This window comes from Candidatus Cloacimonadota bacterium, from assembly GCA_020532355.1.
Taxonomy (GTDB): domain Bacteria; phylum Cloacimonadota; class Cloacimonadia; order Cloacimonadales; family Cloacimonadaceae; genus UBA5456.
Window position 1 is genome coordinate 1 of record JAJBBD010000034.1, and the last position, 2,730, is coordinate 2,730.

Here is a 2,730-nt window from a genome sequence, read left to right on the forward strand (position 1 = left end):
AAAGAGACGGCCTTTAATATTTGTAATTGTTGTATGCTTACTATCTAAAGATCCGAATCGTATTCCAATAACAGATAGCCCATCAGATCATAATAAATAAACACTGCGTTATAGTTTGGTAATTCAATAACCTCACAATCCAGCCACTCATCGTATATGGTATCTGTGGCATGGAAATCTACAAATTGACCAATTATGTAAGAATCCTGATCATAATCACCTTCGGTAAGAATTGAATAACTCCATCTATGAAGCAGTTTATCGCTTCCTACAAAAAGCCTTATGGTTACTGGCAGTCCATAAAGGTTTCCGTAGTAACTAATATCATTCTCTGTTTCCATTTTGAGCTCAGCATCCATATCTACTAATATTTTGCGGGCATCTTCAATCTTCATTCCAAAGCTTAATCCGGATATGTCTGTTTGAGCATGAAGAATGTTCATAAAAACTATGATAATTAGTATAAATATTAGTCTTTTCATAAATAACCTCTCTTGCTTATATTTGGAACATAATATAATGGTCTTATTTCCTAGTGCAAAATAAACTTTGCTGCACCGATAGCTACCCTTCATGGGTTCAAGAGAACATTAAGAGACTGTTGCACATCCAGATAGAGCAGATTATTATGCGCGTAATATCGGTTTGGTGGACTTTTTCTGATCGTAACTATGTTCATCCATCACCATTGTAGTATGGGCTTTACTCAATGCCCCGAATATTCGAAGGTCTTATTAAGCTATTTTAGGCATGAGATATTTGTTTCTTTAGGTAAGATTCTGATTGACAGCTATCTGTTATTATTATATGTTGATCATAAATAATTTAGGAAGCTATCATGCTGGAACGTCAGAAACATCCTTTTCATCCATATATCCCTAAAGGTGCCCAGGCGTTAATCATTGGCACAGCTCCCCCGTGGAATTTTTGCACTTGCGATTCTAATGAATTGCGGGAGGGCGAGATAGATTTTTTTTATGGCTCAATCAATAACCTATTTTGGTACATCATGAAAGCAGTATTCGAGCCTAATAATCCACGATGGCTCCGAACCCGCTTGCATTGCCAAGGTTTTCTAAAGCGCCATCATTTGGCAATGGGGGACATCTTGCAGAGTTTTGTTCGCAAAGACCGTAAGGCAGCAGATGACCATCTTTCCGGTTTCACATATAATTGCCGCATACTATCTTTGCTTGCATCAGATAACCACAAAATCCGTCATCTATTCTTCACCAGTCAATTAGCTCATACGCTGTTTCTAAAAAGCCTAAAAAAGCATAAATATATATATCATATTCGTGGAGAGAACAGAAGCCATAAGTCTTATCTAATCAACATTCAGAAAAAAGGTAAGGCATATATCTATAATTGTTTAATACTTAATTCACCTTCACCACGCATTAATCGTTCTTTAGAAGAAATGGTGGAGGATTACAGCTTAAAATTTGCAGTATTGAATCCACACGAAATGGGAAACGAATAATTTAGCGAAAAAAACGTACAAAACCATACATTAGGAGTAACAATGAGGCGATTGAATAAACTATCCATAGTTATGCTGATTATGAGCTTAGGTATTTGTGATGTTTACGCACAATTTGCCGGAGGATCGGGAACTCAGGAAGATCCTTGGTTAGTAGCAAATAGAACACATTTAGCAAAACTCAACGATTATTTGGGAGAGGCAAATTCATTTTATCATTTTAAGCAAATTGCAGATATAGACTTAGGCTCTGAGCTTTGGACACCTATCGGCTTAACTCAGGCTTTTTGGGGTAATTATGATGGAGATGGATACACTATTAGCAATGCCCATATTGCGGTTTACAGCAATCAACATGCAGGATTGTTTGCTTACGTCAAAGAAGTAGAGTTAAAAAACATTTATATGCAGGATGCTGCCATCTATCCACAGGGTGATATTGATACCGATTATGTGTATCATTGCAACTCACTGCTAGCGGGTTTGGTGGATGCCTCCACCATTCAAAACTGCCATGTATCTGGCAGCATGGATGTGCTGGATAGTATTAATTCTAGTACGGAAATTACAAATATGGGCATACTGTGCGGATATGTAGGCCTAAACAGTAACATTGTGAATTGTAGCTGCGAGGGAGAGATTAATCTTGATTTCCATTTTGATCAATACAGTCACGAAAGAATTGGTGGAGTGGGTGGATTGATCGGTGTAAACTATGGGAATATAGACAAATGCCATAGCAATGCCAATATTAACTTCAGCCTAGATTACATCTACTCAACTCTCAGCTACTTAATGCATTTTGGAGGTTTTTGCGCTACTAATTATGGTACAATAACTAATTCAGCAGCTACAGGCGATGTATCAGGTTCCAACTATGTAGGAGGATTTGTAAGCTATAATGCGGGTGAGATATATCGCTGTTTTGCAAGTGGAGATGTATCTGCCATGGGCTATGCGGGAGGATTTTGTTCGATATATGATATTTATGCGGAGATTGAAGATTGCTACGCAAAAGGCGCCATTAGCTTTGTTAATACTTGGAATATGTTGGGTATTATTCCGTTGGGGGGAGGATTTGTTTCGCAAGTTATAGATCTATCCCAATGTTACTCAACCGGTTATATTGATGCTCAAGATTTTGTATCCGAATTGGGAGGTTTCGCCGCTTATGGCTGGGAAAGTGATGTGCAAAATTGCTATTGGGATACCGAAAGTTCTGGAGTGGATTATTCTTATGCCGCAGA

3 protein-coding genes are annotated in these 2,730 nt (G+C 38.0%); 2 read left to right on the forward strand and 1 reads right to left on the reverse strand.

Annotated features, from left to right (window positions below; translation table 11 throughout):
- Nucleotides 1-44: 44 nt before the first annotated feature.
- Nucleotides 45-482, reverse strand: a complete 438-nt coding sequence (locus LHW48_01015; GenBank protein MCB5259043.1) for a hypothetical protein — start codon at nt 480-482, stop codon at nt 45-47.
- 356 nt (nt 483-838) lie between these two features.
- Here LHW48_01015 and LHW48_01020 point away from each other — a divergent pair, with 356 nt between their 5' ends.
- Nucleotides 839-1,483: a hypothetical protein gene (locus LHW48_01020; GenBank protein ID MCB5259044.1), complete on the forward strand. Its 645-nt coding sequence runs from the start codon at nt 839-841 to the stop codon at nt 1,481-1,483.
- Nucleotides 1,484-1,525: 42 nt separating this feature from the next.
- The coding region (locus LHW48_01025) for a hypothetical protein (protein MCB5259045.1) at nt 1,526-2,730 on the forward strand (1,205 nt) is incomplete at its 3' end.

Bases quoted from the DNA above. Each gene is read 5' to 3' on its own strand.
- LHW48_01015 (MCB5259043.1), bottom strand. From the start codon at position 482: ATGAAAAGACTAATATTTATACTAATTATCATAGTTTTTATGAACATT.
- LHW48_01020 (MCB5259044.1), top strand. From the start codon at position 839: ATGCTGGAACGTCAGAAACATCCTTTTCATCCATATATCCCTAAAGGT.